The sequence below is a fragment of the Ralstonia sp. UBA689 genome (assembly GCF_002298975.1).
In the GTDB taxonomy this organism is placed as follows: Bacteria; Pseudomonadota; Gammaproteobacteria; order Burkholderiales; family Burkholderiaceae; genus Ralstonia.
The window spans coordinates 59,084-85,066 of sequence record NZ_DBMV01000008.1 but is presented as its reverse complement, the minus strand read 5'-3'; the positions used below and the strand labels follow the sequence as shown (position 1 = coordinate 85,066).

Annotated in this window: 22 protein-coding genes; 17 read left to right on the top strand and 5 right to left on the bottom strand. The window is 61.4% G+C overall.

The window, feature by feature from the left end:
- Positions 1–78: 78 nt before the first annotated feature.
- Positions 79–2,184 carry a TonB-dependent receptor gene (locus tag B4F51_RS03820; RefSeq protein WP_296223760.1) on the top strand — a complete coding sequence of 702 codons (2,106 nt, stop codon included), beginning with the start codon at positions 79–81 and terminating at the stop codon, positions 2,182–2,184.
- A gap of 504 nt (positions 2,185–2,688) precedes the next feature.
- Here B4F51_RS03820 and B4F51_RS03815 read toward each other — a convergent pair.
- On the bottom strand, positions 2,689–2,907 hold the full coding sequence (locus B4F51_RS03815; RefSeq protein WP_296223759.1) for a hypothetical protein: 219 nt from the start codon (positions 2,905–2,907) through the stop codon (positions 2,689–2,691).
- Between the two features lie 508 nt (positions 2,908–3,415).
- Here B4F51_RS03815 and B4F51_RS03810 point away from each other — a divergent pair.
- From B4F51_RS03810 to B4F51_RS03775, 8 genes are all read left to right on the top strand, one after another.
- The gene (locus B4F51_RS03810) at positions 3,416–3,595 is read left to right on the top strand and encodes a DUF3311 domain-containing protein (protein WP_296223758.1); all 180 of its coding nucleotides are present in this window, start codon (positions 3,416–3,418) and stop codon (positions 3,593–3,595) included.
- On the top strand, positions 3,595–5,103 hold the full coding sequence (gene mctP, locus B4F51_RS03805; RefSeq protein WP_296223757.1) for a monocarboxylate uptake permease MctP: 1,509 nt from the start codon (positions 3,595–3,597) through the stop codon (positions 5,101–5,103). Before B4F51_RS03810 ends, mctP begins: the two co-directional genes overlap by 1 nt.
- Positions 5,104–5,351: 248 nt before the next feature.
- The gene (locus tag B4F51_RS03800) at positions 5,352–5,732 is read left to right on the top strand and encodes a hypothetical protein (RefSeq protein WP_296223756.1); all 381 of its coding nucleotides are present in this window, start codon (positions 5,352–5,354) and stop codon (positions 5,730–5,732) included.
- Positions 5,729–8,623: an HsdM family class I SAM-dependent methyltransferase gene (locus tag B4F51_RS03795; RefSeq protein ID WP_296223755.1), complete on the top strand. Its 2,895-nt coding sequence runs from the start codon at positions 5,729–5,731 to the stop codon at positions 8,621–8,623. Before B4F51_RS03800 ends, B4F51_RS03795 begins: the two co-directional genes overlap by 4 nt.
- Complete coding sequence (locus B4F51_RS03790) at positions 8,620–9,408, top strand: hypothetical protein (RefSeq protein WP_296223754.1); 789 nt, start codon at positions 8,620–8,622, stop codon at positions 9,406–9,408. The genes B4F51_RS03795 and B4F51_RS03790 overlap by 4 nt, the downstream gene beginning before the upstream one ends.
- A gap of 1,281 nt (positions 9,409–10,689) precedes the next feature.
- A complete protein-coding gene (locus tag B4F51_RS03785; protein WP_296223753.1) occupies positions 10,690–10,998 on the top strand; it encodes a hypothetical protein in 309 nt (102 codons plus the stop codon).
- Positions 10,999–11,537: 539 nt separating this feature from the next.
- Positions 11,538–12,833: an MFS transporter gene (locus B4F51_RS03780; RefSeq protein ID WP_296223752.1), complete on the top strand. Its 1,296-nt coding sequence runs from the start codon at positions 11,538–11,540 to the stop codon at positions 12,831–12,833.
- 69 nt (positions 12,834–12,902) lie between these two features.
- On the top strand, positions 12,903–13,685 hold the full coding sequence (locus B4F51_RS03775) for a substrate-binding domain-containing protein (protein WP_296223751.1): 783 nt from the start codon (positions 12,903–12,905) through the stop codon (positions 13,683–13,685).
- A 34-nt stretch (positions 13,686–13,719) separates the two neighbouring features.
- Here the strand turns inward: B4F51_RS03775 and B4F51_RS03770 are convergent, their stop codons facing one another.
- Positions 13,720–14,634: a LysR family transcriptional regulator gene (locus B4F51_RS03770; protein ID WP_296223750.1), complete on the bottom strand. Its 915-nt coding sequence runs from the start codon at positions 14,632–14,634 to the stop codon at positions 13,720–13,722.
- 456 nt (positions 14,635–15,090) lie between these two features.
- Between B4F51_RS03770 and B4F51_RS03765 the strand changes: the two genes are divergently transcribed.
- Genes B4F51_RS03765 through B4F51_RS03755 form a run of 3 tightly spaced genes read left to right on the top strand, consistent with a single transcriptional unit; the run spans position 15,091 to position 17,086 of the window.
- Positions 15,091–15,711, top strand: coding sequence for a LemA family protein (locus B4F51_RS03765; RefSeq protein WP_296223749.1), 621 nt, complete (start codon positions 15,091–15,093; stop codon positions 15,709–15,711).
- Complete coding sequence (locus tag B4F51_RS03760) at positions 15,708–16,556, top strand: TPM domain-containing protein (protein WP_296223748.1); 849 nt, start codon at positions 15,708–15,710, stop codon at positions 16,554–16,556. The genes B4F51_RS03765 and B4F51_RS03760 overlap by 4 nt, the downstream gene beginning before the upstream one ends.
- Positions 16,550–17,086, top strand: a complete 537-nt coding sequence (locus B4F51_RS03755; protein ID WP_414706668.1) for a TPM domain-containing protein — start codon at positions 16,550–16,552, stop codon at positions 17,084–17,086. The genes B4F51_RS03760 and B4F51_RS03755 overlap by 7 nt, the downstream gene beginning before the upstream one ends.
- 131 nt (positions 17,087–17,217) lie before the next feature.
- On the opposite strand, the gene B4F51_RS03750 is transcribed toward B4F51_RS03755, so the two are convergent.
- Positions 17,218–18,804 (bottom strand): isocitrate lyase, encoded by a 1,587-nt coding sequence (locus B4F51_RS03750; RefSeq protein ID WP_296223746.1) that lies wholly within the window; start codon positions 18,802–18,804, stop codon positions 17,218–17,220.
- Positions 18,805–19,300: 496 nt separating this feature from the next.
- Between B4F51_RS03750 and B4F51_RS03745 the strand changes: the two genes are divergently transcribed.
- Both B4F51_RS03745 and map read left to right on the top strand, forming a co-directional pair.
- A complete protein-coding gene (locus tag B4F51_RS03745) occupies positions 19,301–19,513 on the top strand; it encodes a ParD-like family protein (RefSeq protein ID WP_296223745.1) in 213 nt (70 codons plus the stop codon).
- Positions 19,510–20,277 carry a type I methionyl aminopeptidase gene (gene map, locus B4F51_RS03740; protein ID WP_296223744.1) on the top strand — a complete coding sequence of 256 codons (768 nt, stop codon included), beginning with the start codon at positions 19,510–19,512 and terminating at the stop codon, positions 20,275–20,277. Before B4F51_RS03745 ends, map begins: the two co-directional genes overlap by 4 nt.
- A 76-nt stretch (positions 20,278–20,353) precedes the next feature.
- Here map and B4F51_RS03735 read toward each other — a convergent pair whose 3' ends face one another.
- Both B4F51_RS03735 and B4F51_RS03730 read right to left on the bottom strand, forming a co-directional pair.
- Entirely contained in the window at positions 20,354–21,037 is a 684-nt protein-coding gene (locus tag B4F51_RS03735; RefSeq protein WP_296223743.1) for a DUF2076 domain-containing protein, read from the bottom strand.
- A 105-nt stretch (positions 21,038–21,142) separates the two neighbouring features.
- The gene (locus B4F51_RS03730; RefSeq protein ID WP_296223742.1) at positions 21,143–22,114 is read right to left on the bottom strand and encodes a GlxA family transcriptional regulator; all 972 of its coding nucleotides are present in this window, start codon (positions 22,112–22,114) and stop codon (positions 21,143–21,145) included.
- Positions 22,115–22,211: 97 nt separating this feature from the next.
- Between B4F51_RS03730 and B4F51_RS03725 the strand changes: the two genes are divergently transcribed.
- The 3 genes from B4F51_RS03725 to B4F51_RS03715 all read left to right on the top strand — a co-directional run bounded on the left by B4F51_RS03725 (position 22,212) and on the right by B4F51_RS03715 (position 25,983).
- Entirely contained in the window at positions 22,212–22,697 is a 486-nt protein-coding gene (locus B4F51_RS03725; RefSeq protein ID WP_296223741.1) for a tautomerase, read from the top strand.
- Positions 22,694–23,488: a dienelactone hydrolase family protein gene (locus tag B4F51_RS03720; protein ID WP_296223740.1), complete on the top strand. Its 795-nt coding sequence runs from the start codon at positions 22,694–22,696 to the stop codon at positions 23,486–23,488. Before B4F51_RS03725 ends, B4F51_RS03720 begins: the two co-directional genes overlap by 4 nt.
- 134 nt (positions 23,489–23,622) lie before the next feature.
- Entirely contained in the window at positions 23,623–25,983 is a 2,361-nt protein-coding gene (locus B4F51_RS03715) for a bifunctional salicylyl-CoA 5-hydroxylase/oxidoreductase (RefSeq protein WP_296223739.1), read from the top strand.

Below are 25,983 nucleotides of genomic sequence, written 5' to 3'. Positions count from 1 at the left end.
GCAATGCTCGATCTGCATGTTGGTATGAAGTTTGCGTAAATCTTCATACACAAAGATCAAGAGTCAGGGAGTGGGTGGATGCGTGCGAGTCAGGTGTGCTCAATCGGGGCGCTGTGGGGACTGGGCTATGCCCTGGTGCATTCAGGCGTTGCCCATGCAGGCGGCGTGCAGCAGCCCGAGGTGCAATTGGAGGCAGCCACCGTTAGCGGTTCTGCAGCCGCTGCAATGGCCACGGGTGAGGCCGCCAACCAGGGCTATGTGCCGCGCACCCAATTGGAGAACCGCCCTCTGCTGCGGCCGGGTGAGCTGCTGGAGACCGTGCCGGGTCTGATCGTCACCCAGCACAGCGGCGACGGCAAAGCCAACCAATACTTTCTGCGCGGCTTCAACCTCGATCACGGAACCGACCTGTCCACCACCGTGGCCGGCATGCCCGTCAACATGCGTACCCATGCGCACGGCCAAGGCTATACCGACCTCAACTTTGTCATTCCGGAACTGGTCAGCGGCATTGCCTACAAGAAAGGAACTTACTTTGCGGAAGAAGGCGATTTCTCCGCCGCTGGCGCGGTGCACATGGACTACGTCGATCGCCTGCCGCAAGGCATCGCGCAGATCGAACTGGGTGAGCACAACTACCGGCGCGGCCTGCTGGCCAACTCCAGCACCGTCGGCCCCGGCACGCTGCTTTACGGCGCCGAATGGCTGGGCGAGAACGGCCCGTGGACAGTGCCCGAAGGCGTACACAAGCTCAATGGCGTGCTGCGCTATACGTTGCCGCTGGGCGGAGGCGAGCGCATCAGCATGACGGGGATGGCGTACAAGAGCGCGTGGCAGTCGACCGACCAGGTACCGCTGCGCGCCATCAACGATGGACTCATCTCGCGCTTTGGCGCCGTTGACCCGACCGATGGTGGCACGGCGTCGCGCTACAGCCTGGCTGCCGACTGGTTGCGGCCGCTGGTCGACGGTCAACTCAAGGCCAACGCGTATGTCATCAAGAGCCGGTTGCAGTTGTTCTCCAACTTCACCTATGCGCTTGGCAACCCTGAGCAAGGCGACCAGTTCGAACAGTTCGAAAACCGCATGACCACCGGCGTGAACGTGTCACGCACGTGGCTCGGTTCGCTGGCCGGGCGCGAAAGCGAAACGGAAGTCGGCTCGCAAACGCGTTTCGACCGGCTGGATCCGGTCCGCCTCTATAACACCCAGGCGCGACAGCCCTACGCGCTGGTGCGCAGCGACACCGTGAACGAAACCAGCACCGCGCTCTACGCGCGCAACAGCACGCAGTGGCTGCCATGGCTGCGCACCATTGCCGGTGTGCGTGCAGACCAGCTCTGGTACAGCGTTGCCAGCAGCAACCCGCTCAATTCGGGCAACGGGTCGGACCACATCCTCAGCCCCAAGCTGAGCGTGGTGCTCTCGCCCACGGCACGCACCGATGTGTTCATGAACTGGGGCCGCGGCTACCACAGCAACGACATGCGCGGTGCGACCACCATGGTCGACCCCCTGAGCGGCGACACGGTGCAGAAGGTGCGGGCACTGGTGCCCGCCACCGGCTACGAGATCGGGATGCGTACGCGCGCGCTTGCTCCCAACCTGCAGTTGTCTGCATCGCTATGGCGGTTGGACATTGGTTCCGAGCTGGTCTTCTCGGGCGACAGCGGCACCACCGAGCCAAACCGCCCAAGCCGGCGCATGGGCGTGGAGCTGGCGGCGTACTACACGCCGCTGTCCGAGCTGATTCTTGATGCGGATGCGGCCTTCTCGCGCGCACGCTTTCGGGACAGTGGTCCGGTGGGCGATTACATCCCTGAGGCGATCCAGACCACTGCATCGGCCGGCGTGTCGTGGACGCGCGATCGCTGGACGCTAGGCGCGCGCCTGCGCTACTTCGGCCCCCGCCCGCTGGTGGAAGACAACAGCGTGCGCTCAGCGTCGTCGTTCCTGGTTAACCTGAAGCTCGGCTACCGCGTTCAGAAAAACGTGCGCGTATTCGTCGAGGTGCTGAACGCGCTCAACAAGAGGGTGAACGACATCGACTACTACTACGCTTCCTTGCTCAAGGGTGAAACGTCGCCGCTCGATGCCAACGGCGCTGCAACCGGCGTCAATGACCACCATATCCATCCGGCAGAGCCGCGCACGTTGCGGGCGGGCATTGTCTGGAGTTTCTAGATTGAGGAAGCGGCTCGCGCTCACGCTCCACTCCAGTGGTGCCGGTTGACTCCCTTTGGGCGCTCGCGCCAACGTCAGCGATGGGTCGAAATGTGCCCGTCGAGCAACGCAGTCAACGGTATCCAATTTCTGCGATGCAGCAAAATTCGTCCGCATCAACCGCGAAATGCGGATGCCCAAAAAAAAACCCGGCGAGGGGAATGCCGGGCGAAGTGGGATCGATAGGTACGTTGGAACTACCTTATAAATATTTTTGTACTCAGATTGAAAAAAATTTTAAAGCGAGGCGAGATTTTGAGGTTTACCTCTAAATCAATGGTGTTCGTACTTCGACCGGTGACTACGTGCAAACACCGATGGCGCCTTGCTTTGTGGCCAACGTGCAAACGATTTGCATGGTGATGCAGTTTGGGTATTGAAGCGTTTGCGTGGGTTAATGGATATCGCTGCACCATTCAATAAAGCGGGCGCTCACATGCTGTCAGGCGCTTTAAATCAGCGCATTCAAACCGAGTGAAAGCAGCCGGAAATCGCCTGCCAGATACGGCTGTGCATGCGCGAATCTGCCTGAGCATGCTGTGCATGGGTTGAATCCTGATGGGCGCACTTCGGCCCGAACGGTTGGGACATCAACTCCGTTGCCCCGGCGACACACGATGACGCCAGGTTGTTGCCGTCGTGCGCGGCATCGTCCTGTGCCAGCGTGGGCGCCCAGGTCAGCATCAAAGGCCGCCCGCGCGACGTCGACGGCAAGCTGCGGGTGGGCTGGAACCGGTAACGCGGCGGGCGAAGCGTGCAGTACGAATATGAATACCCCCGGTCACACCGTGGGTTCTGCTGCACTGCGGGATTCACGACGGGGAGCCCTGGCGCCACCGGTGGCTCCCCGCTTTGCTTGATGGCAAGCGACGCGGCAATGGGCTTGCGCGTTTTTCTCACGTATCCGATGGCTATGGAGCAACGCTGGAATTCGTGAAAACCCTAGGAAAGCCGCGCCAATCTTAGCGATTGGTTATTTCATGCGAAAAGCCTAGGCTTGTTAAGTAGTGCTACGTGTGGTTGCTGCGTACAGGTGCGGATGGCCTTCCGAGGGTGGCGCGATCACAGTGCGCCGGATAACAACAAAGACGGCAAAGCGTTCCGCCCGACATCCGACCGGTCACGCATCTTGCGTGGCGCCTCACCGGTTCACAACAACAACTGAAGTCCCTCGAACATCAGGAGACAACTCATGAAGTTCCTGCTTGCACTGCCATTCATCGGCCTGCTGTGGGTGCCGTTCTACAACCAGGAAACGCCGATGCTCTTCGGCTTCCCGTTCTTCTACTGGTATCAGTTCATGTGGGTGCCGATCACCTCGCTGCTGATCTGGATCGTCTTCAAGAGCGGCCAGGGCAAAGGGGAAGAATGATGGACGGACAGATCAACTGGACTGCGCTAGTCATCTTCATCTTCTTCTTCGCGCTGGTGACGGTGCTGGGCTTCATCGCCTCGCGCTGGCAGCGTGGTGAATCCAACAAGGGCGCGCACATTGATGAATGGGGCCTGGGCGGCCGCAACTTCGGCACCTGGATCACGTGGTTCCTGGTCGGCGGCGATTTCTACACCGCCTACACGGTGATCGCCGTGCCGGCACTCGTGTATGCCGTGGGCGCGTATGGCTTCTTTGCGCTGCCGTACACCATCCTGGTGTATCCGATCGTGTTCATGATCATGCCCAAGCTGTGGAAGGTGGCGCATGCCAACGGCCACGTGACCGCGGCGGATGCCGTCTATGGCCGCTATGGCTCGCGCTCGCTGGAGTTTGCGGTGGCGCTCACGGGTGTGGTGGCGACGATGCCGTACATCGCGCTGCAGCTCATCGGCATGGAGGTCGTCATCAAGGCACTGGGCCTGACGGGCGAGCTGCCACTGGCGGCGGCCTTCGTCATCCTGGCGCTGTACACGTACTCCGCTGGCCTGCGTGCGCCGGCACTCATCGCCTTCGTCAAAGACATCATGATCTACATCGTGGTGCTGGTGGCGGTGGTGCTGGTGCCGGCCAAGCTGGGCGGCTACGGGGCGGTGTTTGCGCATGCGCATGACGCGTTTGCCGTGAAGGGCGGGGCGACGGGCCTGACGCTCAAGTCGTCGCAGTTCCTGCCGTTTGCCACGCTGGCGATTGGCTCGGCGCTGGCGGCGTTCATGTATCCGCATACGCTCACTGGCATCTTTGCCGCGCGCAGTGCGGACACCATCCGCAAGAACGCCGTGTTTCTGCCGGCCTATACGGTGCTGCTGGGGCTGATTGCGCTGCTGGGCTTCATGGCCTACGCCGCAGGCATCAAGGTCACCAACAACAACGACGTGGTGCCGGCACTGTTCAACGCGCTGTTCCCGAGCTGGTTCACGGGGTTTGCGTTTGCGGCCATCGCCATCGGCGCGCTGGTGCCGGCGGCGGTCATGTCGATTGGCGCGGCCAACCTGTTCACGCGCAACTTCTGGAAGCCGTACGTGGCGCCGGACATCACCGCAGCCGGCCAGGAAAAGGTGGCCAAGGTGATCTCGCTGATCGTCAAGGCGGGCGCGCTGGTGTTCATCCTGTTCCTGCCGACCAAGTTCGCACTGGACTTGCAACTGCTGGGTGGTGTGTGGATCGTGCAGACCTTCCCGTCGGTGGTGTTCGGGCTGTTCAACTTCTCCAACCGCTTCCGCGCGCCGGCGCTGCTGGCCGGCTGGGCAGCGGGCCTGATCAGCGGCAGTTGGCTGGCGTTTGCCGACGGCATCAAGCCTGTGCACACGTTCGTGATTGGCGGTGGCAGCTACACCATCTATACGGGGTTGACGGCGCTGGCGTTCAACATTGTTGTGGCGGTGGTGGTGCAGTTGCTGCTTGGCAAGCGTGGGGAAGAAACGCCTGCGCTGCGTCAGGCGGGTTGATTGGCGCTGCGTTTCGCAAAGGAGAGGGGCCGGTTCCGGAGGGTGCTGGCCCTTTTTGTTTGGAGGGGCGCCGAATTTTGGGAAATCAAATGTCGCTGATCGACCCTGAGCGGACGCTCGCTCCGATGAAAAGCGAACACTCAGTTGAATTTTCCCAAAATCGCAATCGCGGAAAGTTCAGAATTAATTTTCTGCTTTCCAAGCGGGAGGGGTTCTCATAAAATCCTGAGAAAAATTCTGGAGGATATGTGCTCTACGCGGAGTTTCGTCGCCATCTCGGCAAAGCCGGGATGACCATCAATGACTTCGCGGCGTATCTAGGTGTACGTCCAGCCTCGGTATCGAACTATTCGAAATTGGGCGAGGTCCCTCGCAACTACGCCATCATCGCCATCCTTCTAGGAGAAACTGTCGATCGCGGTGCAAACGCTCCCGAACTACTTGGGAGCTTTGGCGTCTTTCCGCAAACTGTTTCTGCAGACGGCAACGTTGAGCAACTCGACATGTTCGGTCCCGTACAGGTCGCCCCGACATCAGCTAAAAAGCACATCAAGCGGCGTAGCAAAAGCAGCGATGCCGTCCAAAGCGAAGATTCCACCAAGAAGCTCAATGGTGGGGACCAACCATGAGCACTGCGATTGATCAGTTGGTCAGCGCTCTTGCCTACGAGCACGATCCGGGACTGTTATTAAGCTCGGACGACTTCACACGTGCGGTAGGTAGCTCCAATGCCTTGCATGCCGCTGCAAGCGCCATCCGCCTAAAAGCCTGCTTCGGGGCATGGGAGCCTGGATTTGGCGATCGCGCTCGGGGTCGATTCGTACCTATTGTCTATCTTGCCGAAGCGAGCAGCCTTGTCGAGGCACGTGATCATCATCGGTGGGTGTGGAGCCAAGGTTTGGCACCTTGGCTCATCGTCGCCATCCCGGAAGGCTTCGTCATCTGTCCCGGCTTCGATTTTGCGCCCGATGGAAGTTGGTCCGACCTCGTCCGCGTTGTCGCGGCTGACAAGGTTCGAAAAGATGGGGAGGGCTCCGCGCTCAGCGATTTTTCTGCGGTGAAACTACGCTCTTCGCTGCAGTGGAAGGATTTCAGGCTACATGCTGCTGGAACGGTGGATAAGCGCCTGCTCCGTGCTTTGGAACACCTGCATCAGCGGCTAGCTGCCACCACCGCCAATGACAGACTGGAGGCATCAATTGCCAACCGGCTTATCGGTCGCGTACTGTACACGTTCCTCTTATTGGATCGCGGGATCGTGCCGAGCGGATGGGCTCATGGGCTTGTGGTCGACTACCATGCGGAGCAAAGCGCGCGACCGAAAATTGAACTCCGTCAATTTTGGGCGCTGCAGGACCAGATCGACGATATCTTCAACGGCGCAGTGTTTTTACTCGACGCCAAAGATCGACTCAAGGTCCAGCAGCAACATCTCGATCTCGTCATCGACTACCTGCGCGCAGGCACGACGCTACACAAGGGCGGCGAGCAGACTGAGTTGTTCCTGATCGATCTGACAGCGATCCAGATTGAGACGCTTTCAGCTGTCTATGAGGAATTTCTGAGGAGCGAGAGTCCCGTAAGTGCGCGCGAGGATGGGGTGGTCTATACGCCTCCATTCCTGGTTGACTTCATCGTCAACCGCATTGACGACGAACGCGAGTTCTCTACCCACTCCCGCGTCTTGGACCCAACAGCAGGTTCCGGTGTCTTTCTGGTCGCAGCATATCGCCGCATCATCGAGCGTGTACTCTTGGAGCGCCGTCAACAACGCCTGCCCATGGAGGAGTTGCGCACTATCCTAGTGCAGTGCATCTTCGGCGTCGAGAAAGCGCCGTCGGCAGCAGCAGTTGCCGCTTTCAGCCTTTATCTAAATCTGTTGGAGTACGCGGATCCGGCAGAGCTGTCGTCTATCGTCACCGAAAAACGCCGACCGAGGGTATTCCCCTCTCTCATCGGATCCAACATCAAGGTCGCAGATTTCTTCAGCGAAGACCGGCACTTCCCGGGAATCGAGTTTACGTGCATAGCGGGCAACCCACCATGGAAGCCACTCTCAAAGGTCACGACCTGCACAGTTGACGGCGACGACCCGGTCGATGGGGACGAGGCTTCGGAGTACATCACCTGGCAAAGCCTGAGGCGTTACCTTGGTGCCGGCGGCGTGCTTGGCTTGGTCATGCCGTCCAAGTCCATTTCCAGTCCTTCGGCGAAGACTTTTCTTCCCGCTCTGGGCCGAGCGTTTCACGTCTTGGCCATCGTTAGCCTGTCCCATTGGCGCCGCCATCTCTTTGAGAATGCGGTATACCCAGCGGCATTGCTGTTCGTGTCCAAGTCTGAGGTAAACCATGCCAGCAGGACTGCGTTCTACGCGCCAGCGCTGTGGACTCAGCCCTTCATGCCCAAGGCAATGTGGACGCTGACTGTCGATTGCTCGGATGTGCAGTGGATGCCGAGTACGTTCGTATTTGCCAGTGCAGACCGGGTCTTCGACGCGTACGCATTGCGCCCACTAGATCGCGCCACGAAGAACAGGCTGCGCCAAGCAGTTGCCGCAGGTACGGCGACTACCTTTGGCAAGCTACTAGCGAGCCTCGGGCTAGTGTCAGCGGGTGGCAGCACGCCGGCCCGGACGCTCTTGGATCCGAGTGAAATCTGCGGGACAGGCGATTTTGCGCAGTGCGGTGATGGGTTCGCAACGCTGGAATGGCATCCCAAGCGGTTACTCCAAAGCCGACTAGAACAATGCAGTTCTCAGCATCGTGCGAAGTTTCAAGGCGAGCGGCTGATGGTGTCTCGGAGCTTAGCCCAAGCCATCGCTGTCGACTTTCCCCTTGCGGTCAACTCGTCGATGAATGTGATCCACTGGAAGGACACATCGAGCAAGCTCTCGGCAAGCAAACGCCGATCCGTACTGGCCAAGCTCGGGCGATTCCTAATGAGTGACCTCGCCCGGTTTCAGTACGCACTTTTCGGACGCTTGTGGCAGGTTGACCGCACTCGTTTGGAGCGGCGTGACCTAGACCAGGTCGTAGTGCCATTGCCTGGGTATTTCCTTCGACAGGAGCCCGCAGACGGCGACGACGAAGATTTTATGGCGGCGATGCAAGTCAAAGATGTCGCGGCAGCTATGAAGGACTATCTGAACACCCGCCTCCAGTTCGAAAATGGAATTGTGCCTTCAGGCGCAAATGCCCGCATCGATGAGGTGCCCGACGACTATGTGGCGGTGATGAAATCATCTCTACGTGGCGGATTTGGTCCGCTCTTTTCGGGCTGCAGAGCCCTGCCGGTCCTCAATGCCTCCGCCGGAATCTGCATCGAGGTGGCTGAGCCGCTACCAAGTCCCCCAGCTACCAACGAGGTCGCCTTCCAGTTCTACGACTCCGCGCATGTATCTTGGTCGAAGGGCGAGCGGACGATTTTTGTCGTCAAACCAGCGGGAAGCCTGTATTTCTCGCTTGACCGAGCGTATGGCGACGCACTGCGGGTGATGAATCTTTTGCTGGCGGCTCAATGAAACTGCCCGACGACTTCTACGACACACTCCGTCAGTCGCTGATTGCCACCGGTGCCAACCCGTATCGAGCGGTGCCTGTGGCACGGTTTGTCTCTCAATGCTACGAGCTGCTCCTATCAGCGCATCAAATCTTGGCGCAGCCAGCCCGTTGGAACCAATTCTGCGGTGTACGAGGGGCTACCACGACACGCAGGAAATCGACTGCAAAACCAGCCAACATCGCGGAGACTGCCATCACTGCGCACTTGTCAATGGAAGCACAGCACCTCCTCGAAAGACGAGGTCGCCTTGCGCCGGTGTTCCAAGGGCCGACCGTCGGGATTGCTTGCGTGATTGCTGATTACACGGCCCCGAGCGACGTCGCTACGGGATCCAGTTCCAAGCGCCCCGACTTGGTGTTTTTCCCAACGGAACCCGCGCTGCAGCTACAGTTTGCCATGGAGGCCAAGATCATCCGGCAAGCCACCAGCGTTGCCGATGAGCTGCTTGGCGAAGAAGGCTTTGGTTGCTTCATTCGTGCAGTGGACCCCTACGAGACCAACGGCGTCGTGGGCCTATTGGGCTACGTCGAGCCTGCAATGCACCAGGGGATGATCGACGAGGCCGGAAGATGCATGCATGAGGATCAGCGCTTTGCAAATGTCGGGGTCCATGATTTGATCATCGAAGGTTCGACTCACGTACCCCGCACTGCATTGGGCCACATCGTCAATGCCCGACCCAAAGTGTGTCTTGCCAATATGCTAGCCCTGAATCTCACGGCAGCCTGTAGTCCCACGCCCTAGTTCCGGGCCTATCCAGACGACCGTCGAACCCGTCGAAACGTTGAGGTTTGAGGTGGCACGTGTCTAGATGAGCTCGAGTCATCCCGACCCAGTGCTTTCAAATTGCGTCACCCGTAATTTCTACGCATGTGTTGCCCATGAGTGTCATGGAAATGCTGGCAGCCTCGACAGACGGCTTTTGGCCGATATGAGACCGCCATGCGCACCGCAGGGAACAAGAAAGCCATCGAGGCGGTTTTCTTGCTACAGACGACGGCAACCGGTCAACTCATGCCACCGCCGCCCCTTCCTTCTTCTTCCTCGAAGCACTCCGGCTAAACCACGCAGACAACGTCTTGCGCGCCGTATCCAACCCCCCGCCTTGGCCGGCCACCTTGAGGAAGGCACACCCCTCCAGCGCCGCGCTCATCAAGCCGCCACCCAGTGCCAGTTATGAGTCAGACATGCGCTCGCAGGCGCGCTCCGAGGTGGCAATGCTCAACCTGCAAAGAAGCTTGGCAGCCGGACTGCGGCGCGCGACCGCGAGCGCCTTGTGCATAGACCTCAGACCTCGATGCGTGAAGCTCTGAGCGCGGCGCTTCAACCTTAAAGACTGACACTTGACGGCCCGAGCCGCGCACTCGACACCTGAACTGCGAAGCGCGGCAGTCGCAGGTCGAAATTTTGAAGCTCAGACTGTCAAGCTCGACAGGCAGACAGTCGAGCGCGAGCCCTCAGACCGTCGCGTTCGAATGTCAGAGGCTGGAACGCGACTCTCAAACCTTGAAAATTTGAATGTCAGAGAGCCGAGCGCGACGCTTTGACAGTGTCATTCGACCTGTTCGACGGTGGACATTGACTCTCGGACCGTCGAGATCGAGTGTCAGAGCGTCGAACGCGGCGCGCAAAGAGTGAGGCTTCAGTGTCGGAGGCTCAGGCTTGACCCTCCGACGGTGACGCCCGAGTGTTTGAGAGTGGAGCAGCGCCCATCGGCCGCCGAACATCGCGAATCAAGAATCGGATTTTTCCTCCAGCCCTCATCGCTATAATTGCTTCCGCTGCCGCACCAACGGCAGCCGGGTGTAGCAGCCCGTCTCTTTCTCACAGGCCGGATCGCCGCTGCCACGCGGCTTTTTTCATCCGGAGCTTGTGCACGCCTATTGTTTCTATGGCGGGCCGGGCAGGGAGACCTTCGGGTCTGCCGGTTTCCTGTGAGGCCGGTCTGCTACCCCTGTCGTCGGGCCCGCCACCCTCGTGTAGCAGCGAATGGTCGGGCCTCTCTCTTGTCTCACAGGAGGTTCCATGACCGGAGTCACAAGCGGGCACCGCCCCGCATCCTTCCCATCCCCACCGCGCAGCAACTACGAACTCGGCGCACTCGCCGCGCGAGAATTCCTGCTCGACAAGCAACTCACTCTGGCCCGCTATCGGTTGTTTCGGCCATCGGAGTTGCGCGAGGTGCTTGAAAACGATGTTGGCGAGCAGTGCAAGGAATATCGCGCGGGGTTTCTCGATGCTATCGGCGCTTACATCTGCTTGACCCTAGAGGGGAGTCAGCCGGACCCAGCCAACTGGAATCCGCTGTCGGTGATACGGGCACGCAGGCTGTAACCGGTTCTCAACCACTCACATAAGAAGAACGACATCCTTACCCTTCCTCGGCGTCGGGCCGGGGAGGTCAGCACCATTGCACGCCCCAACGCGCCGGCATTTGTGAAAGGCCCATCGATGCGATTGACGTGAGTGTTTCGATGTCGTTCGGGGGCCGGCCATTTTTGTTCGGGTGTTTGTCGGATCTGGGGAAATCAAACGTCGCTTATTGACCCGGTGCCCACGTTCACCTCGTCCCGCAAGTGTTGCAATTGCTGCGTCTTGAGAACTGGCGATCACCCAAGCCGCAGACGCAATATGGGCACACACGCTATCGCATCACAGTGCGACTTCATGATGCGGCCGTGGGCTGTGATGACCGCCGCCACATGCTCGCACCGCAAGGACGCTGCGACGTCGACGGACTTCGATTGATAACTAATGAACATCAATCGTTCCGAAACTTGCACTTTTCGTTCTTCCGTCTCCCGGCGAACATTGCCAAAACGACAAGCGCCGCTCCACGGCGTGTTCTTTTTTGGCTTCCAGGAGACACCTCGATGCACCCCCCGTCCAGCCTTTCGACCGGGCATTCAAAGGCCGCTGCGGTCTTCCGCGTCACCGCCGGGAATTTCCTGGAACAGTTCGACTTCTTCCTGTTCGGCTTCTACGCCACGCAGATCGCCAACGTCTTCTTTCCCACCGAGAGCGAATTCGCCTCGTTGATGATGACGTTCGCCGTCTTCGGTGCGGGCTTCCTGATGCGGCCGTTGGGCGCGATCGTGCTTGGCGCATACATCGACGATGTTGGCCGCCGCAAGGGCCTGATCGTCACGCTGTCCATCATGGCAAGCGGGACCGTGCTGATCGCGTTCGTCCCCGGCTACGCCACGATCGGGCTTCTGGCACCCGCGCTCGTTCTTGTCGGACGCCTGCTGCAGGGCTTCTCGGCGGGCGCCGAGCTGGGTGGCGTGTCGGTCTATCTGGCCGAGATGGCCACGCCTGGCCGCAAGGGTTTCTTCACGAGTTGGCAGTCTGCCAGCCAGCAGGTGGCGATCGTGGTGGCGGCGGGCCTGGGGTTCGTGCTCAACCAATGGCTGAGCGCACCGGCCATCGCCGCATGGGGATGGCGCGTGCCGTTTTTCGTCGGCTGCATGATCGTGCCGTTCATCTTCATGCTGCGCCGAAATCTTGAGGAAACGCAGGAGTTCAAGGCGCGCCAGCATCGCCCGAGCATGAAGGACGTATTCAGCACGCTGGTTCAAAACTGGGCCGTCGTTATCGCCGGCATGATGCTGGTGGCCATGACCACCACGAGCTTCTACCTCATCACGGTGTATGCGCCGACGTTCGGCAAGACGGTCCTGCATTTGAGCACCGCCGACAGCCTGCTCGTCACGCTGTGCGTGGGCGTGTCGAACTTCGTGTGGCTGCCGATTGGCGGTGCGCTTTCCGACAGGATCGGCCGCCGGCCGCTGCTGGTCGGGATGACGCTGCTCACCATCGCCACCGCATATCCGGCGCTTTCGCTGCTCGCCCACGCGCCAAGCTTCCAGAACATGCTGCTCGTGCTGCTGTGGCTGTCGTTCATGTACGGCATCTACAACGGCGCGATGGTCGTCGCGCTTACCGAAGTGATGCCCGTGCAGGTGCGCGTTGCCGGCTTCTCGCTTGCCTATAGCCTTGCGACGGCGGTGTTTGGCGGCTTTACCCCCGCAATCTCGACAGCGGCCATCCACATGAGCGGCGACAAGGCGGCGCCAGGCTACTGGATGAGCTTTGCCGCTGTGTGTGCGCTCCTGGCGACCTTCGCGCTGTATCGTCGCCGCGCAGTGACGCTGGCTCCGGCGCATTGATGCATGGCGGATTGCGCATCCCGCATCCCGCATGTTCACGAACACGTATGACCCTGCACGACCATCACCATGAAGACTCTGCTTCTGAAACTCTGCGCAGCCGCGCTCGTCGCAACCTCGGTAGTGGCAGCCAACGTCCAGGCCGCCGAACTGCACGTCATGAGCTCTGGCGGTTTCACCGCCGCCTACAAACTTCTCGGGCCGAAGTTCGCGTCGCAGACGGGCGACACGCTCAACACCGCGCTCGGGCCGTCGATGGGCAAGTCGCCCGAAGCGATTCCGAACCGGCTCGCGCGTGCCGAACCGGCGGACGCCCTCATCATGGTCGGCTACGCACTGGACGAGCTGATCAAGCAAGGCAAGGTCAATCCCGCGTCGCGGGTTGAACTCGCCGACTCGCGCATCGGCATGGTCGTGCGCGAAGGTGCGGCGAAACCCGACATCAGCTCGGCAGAGGGCCTTAAGCAAGTGCTGCTGCATGCGAAGTCGATCGCCTACTCGGACAGCGCAAGCGGCGTCTATATCGAGCGTGAGCTGTTCAAGAAGCTCGGCATTGAAGAGCAGGTCAAACAGAAGGCGAAGATGATCCCGCGCATTCCGGTGGCGTCGGTGGTGGCCAACGGCGACTATGAAATCGGCTTCCAGCAGGTCAGCGAGCTGCTGCCGGTACAGGGTGCAACCTTCGTCGGGAAGATTCCGGAGTCGCTGCAGTCTGTCACTCGCTTTGCAGCGGGCATCCCCGTCGGCGCACAGCATCCGAAAGAAGCGAAGGCGCTTCTCGACTACCTCGCTTCTCCCGAGGTGCAAGCAGACGTGAAATCGACCGGGCTCGATTCCGTGCCTGCGCATTGAGGTAGGGCCGCGCGTGGCCGGTCAAGCGGCCTTGCTATGCATCGCTTGATACGCCGCCGCGCTTTGCTTCAAGGATCATCCGGTGAAATTCCTCCGCCGCCGGTGTCAGCGGACGCCCGCGCCGCTTGATGATTCCCACGCGCCGCTTCACGACCGGTTCGACGAGCGGCACGCTCGTGAGGACGGGGTGGTCCTGCCCCGGCATGGCCATCGACGGCACCGCCGCGACGCCTAGCCCCGCCTCAACCAACCCAAGCATGGTCGTCACATGTCGCGTCTCGCATATGCTCGGCACGCGCGGCGCAACGGCCGACAGCGCCTGGTCGAGCAACAGGCGGTTTCCGGAAGTCTTGTCCACCGAAACATAGTCGTGCTCGTAAAGCTCGCTCCACGTCACGCGCTTCTTGCTCGCGAGCGGGTGGTCGCGCCGGCAGGCCGCAACAAACCGCTCCTGCAGCAGCATCTTGAACTCGATCTCGGGCTCCTGGCTGCCCATGAAGCTCACACCAAAATCAGCCTCGCCGCTGATGACCGCACCAAGCACCTCGTTCGCGCTTGCATCTAGCAGCTTGACCCGGATGCGCGGAAAGCGGCGGTGATAGCTCGCAATGAGGTTCGGCAGAAAGTAGTACGCCACCGAAGGCACGCACGCGATGGTCACGTGGCCCAGGCGGCTCGATGAGATGTCGCGGATGCCGAGCAGCGCGACGTCGAGATCATCGAGCAGTTGCTCCGCGCTGCGGGCAAACACGCGGCCGACGGTGGTGAGGGTGACGCTACGCGTGGTGCGTTCGAACAGCGGCACGCCGAGCGCGTCTTCGAGCTTGTCGATCCGACGGCTCAACGCAGGCTGCGAAATGCTGATCGCCTCGGCGGCCTTCCGGAAGCTGCCCAGCTCCACCACCGCGCGAAACGCCTGCAAGTCCGTCAAGTCAAAGTTGATCCCCACGGGCCAGCCTCCGCATCTCAGATGCCGAGCATTTTGCATGATTCATGGGAGAGCAACCAACGGGGACGATGCCTGTCTGCGCAGCCTTTGATGCATACCACCGACGTGTTGTGCGACGGGCCGATTTACGCAGTTAGCCGTCATTCTGAACGGGAGAGCGTCCGCTGCGGCTCGCCTTGCTGGTCGTAGCCATGGGGTTCCCATTCGTCTCTCCAATAACGGGAACGCTGAAGACTTTGACTTGCCGGCGCAACCGCGCACCGACGTCCTCTTTCAGTATTGGCCTGCGGAAATTGTGGAAGTTGACTCGCATCAACCAACCCGAGGCCCGCAGGGCGCGGCGAGCTGGTTTTGGGCTTGATGAGCATCAACTGAAGTGGTGAGCGCGCGACCTAGGATGAAGCGTAAGAGCACCAAGCCATTCGCTGTCTGGGCAGCAAGCAAAAGGAGGCACTGATGACTCGTCTTTGGCTGTTTCTACTGGCGCTGACCACCCTTGGGTTGTCCGGCTGCGGCTACAACACGATTCAACTTCAGGATGAGCAGGTCAAGGCAAGCTGGTCCGAGGTCGTGAACCAATACCAGCGTCGGGCAGACCTGGTGCCGAACCTCGTGAACACGGTCAGGGGCTACGCCAGCCATGAGCGCGAAGTGCTCACGCAGGTGACGGAAGCGCGCGCCCGAGTCGGAGCAATCCAGGTCACGCCGGAAACGCTCAACGACCCGCAGGCCTTCGCGCGGTTTCAGGCCGCCCAGCAGCATTTGTCGGGGACGCTTGCGCGGTTGTTGGCGGTTTCAGAAAACTATCCGCAGTTGAAAGCGGATGCTGGATTTCGCGACCTGCAGTCGCAGTTGGAGGGAACCGAGAACCGGATAGCGGTTGCCCGGAACCGGTATATCCAGGCGGTGCGGGCGTACAACATCACAGTCCGGGTGTTCCCGTCGAACCTGACCGCGATGGTGTTTGGCTACAAGGAAAGGCCCAACTTCTCGGTGGACAATGAGGCGACTGTCGCGAAGCCGCCGCAAGTTGATTTCGGGCCCGCAGCGAGCAGCCCTGGAGGCACCGGAAAATGACCCCGCTCCGGTTTGCGCGTTGGTTGATGGCGCTGGCAGCCGTGCTTTTTGCGTTCGGCGCTTTCGCCGATGTTCCCGTTCCTCCGTTGACGGCGCGCGTGACAGACCTCACCGGTACGCTGACTCGGGAGCAACAGGCAAGCCTCGAACAGAAGCTCCAGCAGTTCGAGTCTGAAAAGGGAAGCCAGATCGGGGTGCTGATCGTCCCCACAACGCAGCCTGAATCCATCGAGCAGTATTCGATTCGCGTGGTCGAGCTATGGAAGCTCGGGCGCAAGGGGGCGGACGATGGAGCCTTGATCATCATTGCCAAGGATGACCACGCTGTTCGCATCGAGGTCGGCTACGGAATCGAAGGCGTGCTCACCGATGCGATGAGTAGCCGCATCATCCGAGAAGACATCATTCCGCGCTTCAAGGCGGGCAACTTCTACGAGGGCATCGATGTGGGTGCGGACCGCATCATCGGCGTTATCCGCGGTGAATCGCTATCTCCGCCCAGGCAAGGGCGCAATGCGGGGGCCGAACCGATTCGCCAACTGTTGCCGGCGATCCTTGTGCTCACGGTCGTGCTGGGTGGCGCGTTGCGCGCGTTTCTTGGGCGAGGCCCAGGCGCTGTGGTGGCTGGGGGCATTGTTGGCGCCATTGGCTGGCTCTTGTCTGGCGCCATCCTGGTTGGACTCATGGCAGGCGCCATCGCGCTCTTCTTCACGCTTGTGGGTGGCACGCCGATGGGCTGGCGTAGCGGAGGCGGATGGGGAGGCTTAGGCGGCGGTTCCGGGCGCGGCGGCTTTAGTGGAGGCGGCGGCGGTTTCGGCGGCGGTGGTGCCTCGGGGAAATGGTGATGAACACCTCCGCGCGTATCTTCAAGCACCTCAAGCACCTCGTGATGCCACAGCGGCATGTCAGGCGGCCTTTTTCTGCCAAGACCCTGCATGCCATCGAAGAGGCCATTACCCAATGCGAGGCGACACATGCCGGGCAACTGTGCTTTGCCATCGAAGGCTCACTTGGCTGGGTCGCGTTGCTCGCGCGGCGAACACCACGAGAACGAGCGCTGGAGGTCTTTTCTCACTTGCGTGTCTGGGATACCGAGCACAACAACGGTGTCCTGATCTACGTCCTGCTGGCCGACCGGTGCGTTGAGATCATTGCCGACCGAGGTATCTCGTCGCGCGTATCTACCGGCGAGTGGGAAGCGGTTTGCCGCGACATGGAAGCCGCATTCAGGGCCGGTGACTTCAAGCGTGGGGCGCTTGCGGGCATCGAAGCGATTGGTGGGCTGCTCAGTCAGCATTTTCCTGCCCAGCAAGGGAGCGCCCGAGAGCTGCCCGCCCGGCCGGTCATTGTTGGAAGTGGGGCAGCGCAGCGATAGGTGCCATGCCGGCGGATATCGGGTCATTCGCATGGCAAAACTTCGTGAGCCATCTCGCCGGAAAAAAAAACGCCAACCCGCGATGGGTTGGCGTTCTGCTTTGGGTATGACCCGTATCCGTGAATCAGCGATCAGTGGAACTGGTTCATGGTGTTGTCTTTACCTGCAGCCTTCAGCGCCGCTTCGCCGCTGAAGTATTCCTTGTGGTCGTCGCCGATGTCCGAGCCCGACATGTTCTGGTGCTTGACGCAGGCGATGCCCTGACGGATTTCCTTGCGCTGCACGCCAGCCACATAACCCAGCATGCCCTGGTCGCCGAAGTATTCCTTGGCCAGGTTGTCGGTCGACAGCGCGGCGGTGTGGTACGTCGGAAGCGTGATCAGGTGGTGGAAGATACCGGCTTCGCGCGACGCATCGGCCTGGAAGGTGCGGATCTTCTCGTCGGCGATCTTGGCCAGTTCGCTGTCGTCGTACTCGGCGCTCATCAGTTGGCCGCGCTCGTAGGCCGACACGTCCTTGCCGGCTTCCTTCATTGCGTCATACACCTGCTGACGGAAGTTCAGCGTCCAGTTGAACGACGGGCTGTTGTTGTACACCAGCTTGGCGTTCGGGATGACCTTGCGGATTTCATTGACCATGCCGCCGATCTGGCCGATGTGCGGCTTTTCGGTTTCGATCCACAGCAGGTCGGCGCCGTTTTGCAGCGAGGTGATGCAATCCAGCACGCAGCGTGCTTCGCCCGTGCCAGCGCGGAACTGGAACAGGTTGCTCGGCAGGCGCTTCGGACGCAGCAGCTTGCCGTCGCGCTTGATGACGACGTCACCGTTGCCCAGTTGGTCGGCCGACAGCTCTTCGCAGTCGAGGAACGCGTTGTATTGGTCGCCCAGGTCGCCCGGCGTGTTCGTCACGGCAATCTGCTTGGTCAGGCCGGCGCCCAGCGAATCGGTACGGGCAACGATGATGCCGTCGTCCACGCCCAGTTCCAGGAACGCGTAGCGAATGGCGCGAATCTTGGCGAGGAAGTCTTCGTGCGGCACGGTGACCTTGCCGTCCTGGTGGCCGCACTGCTTCTCGTCCGACACCTGGTTTTCGATCTGGATGCAGCATGCGCCCGCTTCGATGAACTGCTTGGCCAGCAGGTACGTTGCTTCGGCGTTACCGAAACCAGCGTCGATGTCGGCGATGATGGGCACGACGTGGGTGACGTGGTTGTCGATCTTTTCCTGGATGGCGGCCTTGGCAGCGGCGTCCTTGGCAGCGTCCAGCTCGCGGAACAGGCCGCCCAGTTCACGGGCGTCGGCCTGGCGCAGGAAGGTGTACAGCTCGCGAATCAGCGCGCTCACGGAAGTCTTCTCGTGCATCGACTGGTCCGGCAGCGGGCCGAACTCGGAGCGCAGTGCGGCCACCATCCAGCCTGACAGGTACAGGTAGCGGCGCTCGGTGCTCTTGAAGTGCTTCTTGATGGAGATCATCTTCTGCTGGCCGATGAAACCGTGCCAGCAACCCAGGGACTGCGTGTACTTGGCCGGATCAGCATCGTAGGCGGCCATGTCGGCGCGCATGATCTTGGCGGTGTACTTGGCGATGTCCAGGCCCGTCTTGAACTTGTTCTGGGCACGCATGCGGGCAGCGTACTCGGGGTTGATGGCGTTCCATGCGCTGCCGTGGTTCTCTTTCAAACCGGCAACTGCCTTGATGTCGTCTTGATACTGGGCCATGTGAATTTCCTAGGAAGAAAGCGCGTTTAAGAAGAAAGGGTTGCGTGTGCGGCTACGGATGTCGAAGCAAGCAGCGTGGACTTATTGTAGGGCGTTCTTGATGCGTCGCAGCAAGGTCTTATATAAGACATAAGAGTTAGTTTTTCTTTATTTTTCAATGAGATAGGCGGTAAATTTTGCGATGCGAAATGCGTTTTCAGGAAACGAAAAGGCGGTGCTGGGGAAGTTCGGGGCAAATTCCGTAATGTGAAACGCGCTTTCAGGTGTCGGAGGCAGGGGCGAGCGCGGATGGATCGAGCAGTGATCGCTTGGGGGGATCAGGTGGACGTCAGCCGACGAACAGTGTCATGAGCCAGCGCAGCAACGCGTGGCTGTCTTCGTGACCACTCCTACGCCATCTCGCCCAGTCGGCGACTGATGGCGCAAACGCCTTTGACTTGCCTCGCCGGTAGGTCTGTGTATATGATTCATATACGTTTCATATACAAGGAATAGCATGGGCATTGTAAATATCGACGACGACCTGCACGACCAGATACGCAAAGCGAGTGTCGTGTCGTGTCGATCGATCAACGCGCAAGCGGCCTTCTGGATCAAGATTGGCCTGTTGTGCGAAATGAATCCGACACAGAGTTTCAACGAGATCGTTGCTTGTGAACTGCGAGCAGCCGGCGTTGTGCCACAAGCGGTCAAGGTCGCTTCGACATGACCAAGCGACCGGAGGAAATCGCATTGCTGGCGGAGTCAGGCAAGTTGCTGGCGGATGTGTTTGGCTATTTGGATCGGCTCAGTTTGATCGGCATGTCAACCATGCTGGTCAACGATCTGGTCGATAGCTTCATCGTGAATGAGCTCAACGCGCGCCCGGCAAGCAAAGGGCAGTACGGGTACGCCTACGCCCTGAATGCTTCCACCAACCATGTGGTTTGCCACGGTGTTCCATCCACGGATGAGATCTTGCAAAGTGGGGATATCGTCAACTTCGATATCACGTTAGAAAAGAACGGCTATATCGCAGATTCCAGCAAAACATATCTTGTTGGAGAGGTATCGCCGCTGGCCAAACGCCTCGTGCAAGTGACCTACGAAGCGATGTGGAAAGGAATCCGGGCAGTGCGTCCTGGCGCCAGGCTTGGAGATGTGGGGCATGCCATCGAGCGACACGCTCGGAGAAACGGTTATTCAGTCGTCAGGGAATATTGCGGGCATGGCATCGGGCGTGAAATGCACGAGCCTCCCGAAGTGCTGCATTGGGGGAAACCGCAAACGGGTCTGGTGTTACGCGAAGGCATGGTGTTCACCATCGAACCGATGATCAACCAGGGACGGCATGCCGTCCGAACCGAAGAAGACGGCTGGACGGTCGTCACGCGCGATGGGCAACTGTCCGCGCAATTCGAGCACACCATAGCCGTCACCAAAAACGGCGTACGGGTCCTGACGTTGCGCTCCGAGGAAAAGGTGCTGAACTGACGACTACGACTCCGCAGCCGAATTCAGCCAGCGGATCATCAGCCCCCCAGGAATCGGCGACGGATCTCTTGTTTGTCTAGATCAGCGTCGAATCGTCATCAGAGAAGTCATTGCTGCTCAAGTCCGTATCGTCGATCAGGCCGAGGTTGTCGCCGCGCGAGACGGTGTTGCCATTGCTATTGCCGCTGTTGCCTTCGTAGTAGTTGTTGATGACCGTTTCCGTGGGTGAGCCCATCAGCGGTTGCTGACCGAGGAAGCCACCGCCGCTGTTGTGGTGGAACAGGTTCTCGATGCCCTGGAACAGGAACGCGCCGCCGGCCACGCCCGCCGCCGTGGTGGCAATGCTGCCGAGCGTGCTGCCAAAGCCGCCACTCAGAAAGCCCGAGCGGGCAGGTTGTGCCGGTGCAGGCTGGGCTGCAGCAGGCATTGGCATGGGGGCTGCCTGTTGCGGCGCGAACCCCTGGTTCGGCGCAGCGCTGCTGGCATGGCTGCCCCAGTTGTTGGCCGCGTCCATAAAGGACGTGCTGCGGCCGGCCTGCGCGGCCTGCAACTGGTTCTGCAGCGTGGCGATTTGCGTCTGGGCCGATGCCAACGCCTGGTCGAGCAGCATGGCGCGCTGGACCAGCAGATAGGCGGCGTCCGGCTGGCGGGCCGCGGCTTCCAGAATGCGGGCTTCGGCCTGCGGGTCCTTGGCCCCGGCGCGCGCCTGCGTCAATTGGGCGAGGAAGGTCTCCAAAGCTTGCAGTTCTTGCGGGGACATGGCGTTTTTCCTATCCGGGTGGTGGTGTGCGACGTGCGCAGGTTAGGAGCGGAGTCTTAAGCGAGCATTAAAGCCGCCTCTACGCTTGTGTAACGGCCTGTAACCCTAGGATGCCGTTCGATACTGGCTCGGGTTGGCGCCCGACACTTTGCGCATCAGGCGCCGGAGCGCGGTGGCGTCTTCATAGCCCACCGCCTCGGCCACGCTCTCGATGGTCAGGCGGCTCGACTCGATCAGCATGCGCGCGCGGTTGAGCCGCACGCTCTGGACCAGCGCCAGGGTGCTCTTGCCGGTGGCCTCTCGCACGTGCCGCGACAACGTTCTTGGCGACATGGCGAATTCTTCGGCCAGCGTCTGCACGCTGGGCGGATTCGGCAATGCGGTTTCGATGCGCCCCACCAGTCGGGCAATCAACGCATTGCCGTTGGCCAGCATGGCGGGCACGACAAACGGGGCCTGCGCGTGCCGCCCGTCGATGAGCAGCACGCGCCCGACGGCATCGGCCAGCGCCACGCCAAATCGCGTGCGCAGCAGGTGCAGCATCAGATCGGTCTGCGCAAAAGCCGCGCCGGCGGTGCTCACGGGGCCGTCTGCGCAGACCATGCGGTCGGCATCGACCGTGCACGCGGGTTCCAACTGCCGCAGCGTTGCCGCCAGCCACCACGAGGTCGTGACCGTGCGCCCCGGCAGCAACCCCGCTGCCTGCAACAGGAAGACCGCTGAGCAAGATGCCGCCACCTGGCCACCCGCTGCGACATGCGCGACAAGGGCACGCGATGCCCGCTGCGCATCTTCGTGCCCCAGACGCGCGGCGATTGCGCTGGCATCGTCGATGCCCAACCCCGGCACGATCCAAGTGCCGCCATCGGGGCGCGGCCGCTTTGGCAGCGCCGTCGCGTCGATCTGCATGCCGCTGCTCAACCGCACGCTGGGGCCATCTGCTGACAGGACGCGCCACGTCGGGCGTGCCGTCTTCACGCGTGGCGCCAGCATCGACGCCGCATGCAGGACATCCAGCGTGGCGGCCACGCTGGTCGCATAGGCCCCGGACAGTACCAGGATGGTGAAATCCGCCATGACCGAAAACGCCTCAAAAACGTCAAATTCGACACTCGAAGTGTAGCGGCCACAGGCGTCCAATGCTGGCATTCCAACCGCACGCAAGGTGGCCTGCATGCCGAACATCGTCGTCAAGATTCCCGCAGAGACCTTTGGAGGCGCCGTGCGCGCAGAGCTTGCCCGGCGCGTTGCCGCCGCTGCCGCGCATGCGGAGCAGATTCCGGACGACCCGCGCAAGCGCTTCTCGACCTGGGTCGTGATCGAAGAGGTGGGTGCCGCGATGTGGACGTGCGGCGGCGTGGATGTTTCTGCGCAGATCGTGCCGTGCATGGCGATCGCCTACGTGCCGGCTGGCGTGCTGGATGCCCATGCCCGAGCGCTGTTCGTGCAGGGGATGCACGATGCCTTCGCGCAAGCCTTGCCCGCCGGAGACGGGCGGCGTTTGGTGACTTCCGTAATGCTGCATGACGTGGCCGACGGCATGTGGGGTGTCAACGGCGCACTGTGGACGCTGCCCGACTTCGCCCAGGCATCCGGCTATGTGCACCTTCGGCATGTGGTTGCCGAGGTTCATCAACCTCGGCAGGAGCCCACGCCATGAACGATCACCTCGAAGACTTCGCGCGCCGCGAGATCACGCTTGAAGGTGTGACCAAAACGGTCTACGTGGCCGGCACGGGCCCGGCCGTGATCGTCATGGCTGAGATGCCCGGTATCAGCCCGCACGTTGCACGGTTCGCGCGCTGGGTGCGCGATGCCGGCCTGACGGTCTACATGCCGTCTTTGTTCGGGCGCGACGGTGCCGTGCCAGAGGCGGATGCCGGTGCGGAGGTCTTCCGGCGCGCCTGCGTCAGTGCTGAGTTCCGCGCCTTCGCGGCCAACCAGTCGAGCCCCGTTACGCAATGGCTGCGGGCGTTGGCGCGACTGGCGCACGCGGAGTGTGGTGGCGCCGGCGTCGGCGCCATCGGCATGTGCTTCACCGGCAATTTCGCGCTCACGATGATGTTGGAGCCGGCCATGCTGGCGCCGGTACTGTGCCAGCCGTCGCTGCCGCTCAATGATCCGGGCGGGATCGAGATCGCGTCGGAGGAAGTCGCCGCCGTGCGCCAGCGGCTGGAGCGGGAAGACCTGACCGTGCTGGCCTACCGGTTCGCAGGCGACCGCTTCTGCAGGGCGCAGCGCTTTGCGGCGTATGCCGAGGCGCTGGGTGATCGCTTCGTGGCGCGGGTGCTGCCCGACGGCGCCGCCCATCCGAATCCGCCGCCGTTCTTCGCGCAGCACGTGGGGTGCCCGCATAGCGTCGTGACCGCGCATCTGATCGATGCTGCGGGAGAGCCAACGCTGGCCGCGCGCGACGAGATCCTGTCGTTCTTCCGGCGGCGTCTTCTGTAACCGGTGCCGCAAGCGCCTTTGCGCGCACCCGGCGGCATGTCCCTGGTGTAAACCCAGGGGCTCTCTTACGGCAAATTACTTTACAACTAAACTATTCATGACTAATGTAATAACGCATCGAACGCGGAGTCGTCATGAAGATCGTCTGTATTGGTGGTGGGCCGGCTGGCCTCTATTTCGCCCTGCTGATGAAGTTGCAGGATCCGTCCCACGACGTCACGGTGGTCGAACGCAACCGGCCGTATGACACCTTCGGCTGGGGCGTGGTCTTTTCCGACCAGACGCTGGGCAACCTGCAGCGCGCCGATGCGAAGAGCGCCGCGCAGATCCTCGACGCCTTCAACCATTGGGACGACATTGAAGTCCACATCCGCGGCCAGGTGGTGCGCTCTGGCGGCCACGGCTTCTGCGGCATTGGCCGCAAGCGGCTGCTCAACATCCTGCAGGCGCGCTGCGAGGAAGTGGGCGTCAAGCTCGTCTTCGAGACCGACGTGCAGGATGACACCGCCTATGCCGACGCCGATCTCATCATCGCCAGCGACGGCCTGAACAGCCGCATCCGCACCAAGTACGCTGCCACGTATCAACCCGATATCGATACGCGCCGCTGCCGCTTTGTCTGGCTCGGCACGCACAAGCTGTTCGAGGCGTTCACGTTCGCCTTTGAAGAAACCGAGCACGGCTGGTTCCAGGCGCACGCCTATCGCTTTGACGACAACACCTCTACTTTCATCGTCGAGACGCCCGAAGAGGTGTGGCAAAAGGCCGGTCTGGAGACGATGGAGAAGGAAGACGCCATCGCCTTCTGCGAGCGCCTGTTCGCCAAGTACCTCGACGGGCACAAGCTGATGTCCAACGCGAGCCACCTGCGTGGCTCGGCGCAATGGATTCGCTTCCCACGCGTGGTGTGCCGGCATTGGGTGCACATCAACGCGCAGAACACCCCGGTCGTGTTGATGGGCGATGCCGCCCACACCGCGCACTTCTCGATCGGCTCGGGCACCAAGCTGGCACTGGAAGATTCGATTGAGCTCGCGCGCTGCATCGGCCAGCAACCGGGCGACCTGAAGGGGGCGCTCGAACACTACGAAGCCGTGCGCAGCGTGGAAGTGCTGCGCATCCAGAACGCCGCGCGCAACTCGACCGAGTGGTTCGAGAACGTTTCGCGCTACGCCAACTTGCCGACCGAGCAGTTCGCGTATTCGCTGCTCACGCGCAGCCAGCGCATCAGCCATGAAAACCTGCGCCAGCGCGACAAGGCCTATCTCGAATCTTTCGAAGACTGGATTGCCGAGCAGGCCGGTGCGCGCCGCGCGCCCGAGCATGGCCCGGTGCCGCCGATGTTCACGCCCTTTACCGTGCGCGGCGTGACGCTCAAGAACCGCGTGGTCGTGTCGCCGATGGCGCAGTACTCGTGCGTGGACGGGCAGCCTGCCGACTACCACCTCGTACATCTGGGCGCGCGCGCCATGGGCGGTGCGGGGCTGGTGATGGCCGAGATGACTTGCGTGTCGCCAGACGCGCGCATCACCCCGGGCTGCCCGGGTTTGTGGGATACGGCGCAAAGCGAAGGCTGGGCGCGCATCGTCCGGTTCGTGCACGCCAACAGCGATGCGAAGCTCGGCGTCCAGTTGGGGCACGCGGGTGCGAAGGGTTCAACGCGCGTGGCGTGGGAAGGCATCGACCTGCCGTTGGAAGACGGCAACTGGCCGCTCATCTCGGCATCGCCACAGCAGTATCTGGATGGCGTGAGCCAGTGGTCCCGCGCCATGACGCGCGAAGACATGGACCGCGTGCGCGATGATTTCGTCCATTCCGCACGGCTGGCTGCCGTGGCCGGCTTCGACTGGCTGGAGCTGCATTGCGCGCACGGCTATCTGCTGTCGTCGTTTATCTCGCCGCTGACCAACCAGCGCAATGATGAATACGGCGGCTCGCTGGAGAACCGGCTGCGCTTCCCGCTCGAAGTCTTTCGCGCCGTGCGCGAGGTGTGGCCGCAAACCAAGCCGATGTCGGTGCGCATTTCCGCGCACGACTGGGTGGAAGGCGGCATCACGCCGGACGACGCGGTGACCATCGCGCGCATCTTCAAGGCAGCGGGGGCGGACATGATCGACTGCTCGTCGGGCCAGGTCAGCAAGAAGGAGCAGCCGGTGTACGGCCGCATGTTCCAGACGCCGTTTGCCGACCGCGTGCGCAACGAAGCGGGCATCGCGACCATCGCCGTGGGCGCGATCTCCGAGGCGGATCATGTCAACAGCATCATCGCCGCCGGCCGTGCCGACCTGTGCGCCGTGGCGCGCCCGCACCTGGCCAACCCGGCCTGGACGCTGAACGAAGCCGCGCGCATCGGCTACCTCGATATGCCGTGGCCCAAGCAATACCGCGCGGGCAAGCTGCAGCTCGAACGCAATCTGGAGCGCGAACGCGCCATGGCGGCGCAGGCGGCGGGGCTCTCGCCGCTGGAGCAGGCCAACCGCATGCAGGGGGTCTGA

What these genes read in the sequence shown, in the direction of transcription:
- B4F51_RS03820 (WP_296223760.1), top strand. Translation starts at nt 79, where the DNA reads ATGCGTGCGAGTCAGGTGTGCTCAATCGGGGCGCTGTGGGGACTGGGC.
- B4F51_RS03815 (WP_296223759.1), bottom strand. Translation starts at nt 2,907, where the DNA reads ATGCTGACCTGGGCGCCCACGCTGGCACAGGACGATGCCGCGCACGAC.
- B4F51_RS03810 (WP_296223758.1), top strand. Translation starts at nt 3,416, where the DNA reads ATGAAGTTCCTGCTTGCACTGCCATTCATCGGCCTGCTGTGGGTGCCG.
- mctP (WP_296223757.1), top strand. Translation starts at nt 3,595, where the DNA reads ATGGACGGACAGATCAACTGGACTGCGCTAGTCATCTTCATCTTCTTC.
- B4F51_RS03795 (WP_296223755.1), top strand. Translation starts at nt 5,729, where the DNA reads ATGAGCACTGCGATTGATCAGTTGGTCAGCGCTCTTGCCTACGAGCAC.
- B4F51_RS03790 (WP_296223754.1), top strand. Translation starts at nt 8,620, where the DNA reads ATGAAACTGCCCGACGACTTCTACGACACACTCCGTCAGTCGCTGATT.
- B4F51_RS03785 (WP_296223753.1), top strand. Translation starts at nt 10,690, where the DNA reads ATGACCGGAGTCACAAGCGGGCACCGCCCCGCATCCTTCCCATCCCCA.
- B4F51_RS03780 (WP_296223752.1), top strand. Translation starts at nt 11,538, where the DNA reads ATGCACCCCCCGTCCAGCCTTTCGACCGGGCATTCAAAGGCCGCTGCG.
- B4F51_RS03775 (WP_296223751.1), top strand. Translation starts at nt 12,903, where the DNA reads ATGAAGACTCTGCTTCTGAAACTCTGCGCAGCCGCGCTCGTCGCAACC.
- B4F51_RS03765 (WP_296223749.1), top strand. Translation starts at nt 15,091, where the DNA reads ATGACTCGTCTTTGGCTGTTTCTACTGGCGCTGACCACCCTTGGGTTG.
- B4F51_RS03760 (WP_296223748.1), top strand. Translation starts at nt 15,708, where the DNA reads ATGACCCCGCTCCGGTTTGCGCGTTGGTTGATGGCGCTGGCAGCCGTG.
- B4F51_RS03755 (WP_414706668.1), top strand. Translation starts at nt 16,550, where the DNA reads ATGGTGATGAACACCTCCGCGCGTATCTTCAAGCACCTCAAGCACCTC.
- B4F51_RS03750 (WP_296223746.1), bottom strand. Translation starts at nt 18,804, where the DNA reads ATGGCCCAGTATCAAGACGACATCAAGGCAGTTGCCGGTTTGAAAGAG.
- B4F51_RS03745 (WP_296223745.1), top strand. Translation starts at nt 19,301, where the DNA reads ATGGGCATTGTAAATATCGACGACGACCTGCACGACCAGATACGCAAA.
- map (WP_296223744.1), top strand. Translation starts at nt 19,510, where the DNA reads ATGACCAAGCGACCGGAGGAAATCGCATTGCTGGCGGAGTCAGGCAAG.
- B4F51_RS03735 (WP_296223743.1), bottom strand. Translation starts at nt 21,037, where the DNA reads ATGTCCCCGCAAGAACTGCAAGCTTTGGAGACCTTCCTCGCCCAATTG.
- B4F51_RS03730 (WP_296223742.1), bottom strand. Translation starts at nt 22,114, where the DNA reads ATGGCGGATTTCACCATCCTGGTACTGTCCGGGGCCTATGCGACCAGC.
- B4F51_RS03725 (WP_296223741.1), top strand. Translation starts at nt 22,212, where the DNA reads ATGCCGAACATCGTCGTCAAGATTCCCGCAGAGACCTTTGGAGGCGCC.
- B4F51_RS03720 (WP_296223740.1), top strand. Translation starts at nt 22,694, where the DNA reads ATGAACGATCACCTCGAAGACTTCGCGCGCCGCGAGATCACGCTTGAA.
- B4F51_RS03715 (WP_296223739.1), top strand. Translation starts at nt 23,623, where the DNA reads ATGAAGATCGTCTGTATTGGTGGTGGGCCGGCTGGCCTCTATTTCGCC.